Source organism: Nioella sediminis (genome assembly GCF_001879695.1).
Taxonomy (GTDB): Bacteria; Pseudomonadota; Alphaproteobacteria; order Rhodobacterales; family Rhodobacteraceae; genus Nioella; species Nioella sediminis.
The window spans coordinates 1-959 of the sequence record NZ_MNBL01000087.1 but is presented as its reverse complement, the minus strand read 5'-3'; the positions used below and the strand labels follow the sequence as shown (position 1 = coordinate 959).

General features: G+C 69.4%; 1 pseudogene. It reads left to right on the top strand.

Annotation, left to right across the window (positions count from 1 at the left end):
• A pseudogene (locus BKY26_RS20260) lies at positions 1-959 on the top strand (xanthine dehydrogenase family protein molybdopterin-binding subunit); the annotation flags it as partial.

Sequence of the window (959 nt, the reverse complement as noted above, 5' to 3'; positions counted from 1 at the left end):
TCCGCCGTTCTGGCGGGCGGTGTGGCCTTCGGGGTCTACACCGTGCGCCGCCCGCATGAAAACCCGCTGGAGGCGGGGCTGGCCGAGGGTGAGGTGACCTTCAACCCCTGGGTGCTTGTGGGGCCCGAGCGGATCACCCTGATCACCCCACACGCCGACGTGGGTCAGGGCGTGGCGCATATGCAGGCCATGCTGCTGGCCGAGGAAATGCGGCTGGAACCGGGGCAATTCGACATCAGCTTCGGCGACCCGTCGCCCGCCTATTGGAACAGGGCCATGGGCGTGGAAGGCGCGCCTTTCCTGTCCAGCGACCAGGGCTTTGCCGCGCGCACGACCCGCACCGCCATGGGGGCCGTCATGAAGGTGCTGGGGATGCAGGTGACGGGCGGCTCCACCTCCACCCCGGACAGTTTCGACAAGCTGCGGCAGGCGGGCGCGATGGCGCGCGAGACCCTGCGCCGCGCGGGCGAGATCCGCACCTCCATCCCCGTGGATCAGCTGCGCTGCGAAGCAGGCGCGGTGGTTTTGACCGACGGCACCCGCATTCCCTATACGGAGCTTGCCGCGCAGGCCGCCACGATCGACCCGGTCGAGGACGCGCCCCTGACACCGCGCAGCGATTGGCGGCTCATCGGGCAGGAAACCGAGCGGCTCGATATCGTGGCGAAATCCACCGGGCAGCAGGTCTACGGGATCGACCTGAGCGTCGAGGGCATGGTCCATGCCGCCGTGCGGGTGAACCCGCGCCGGGGTGTGCTGCATGGCTATGACGCCAGCGCCGCACGCTCCATGCGCGGGGTGTCGGAGGTGGTCGAGGTGACGAATGGTGTGGCCGTTATTGCCGACAACACCTGGCGCGCCTTTCAGGCGGTGAACGCGGTGGACTGTGACTGGGGCCCCGCCCCCTACCCCGCCGAGCAGGCCGACCATTGGGCCGAGGTGGCCGCCAGCTTCACCGA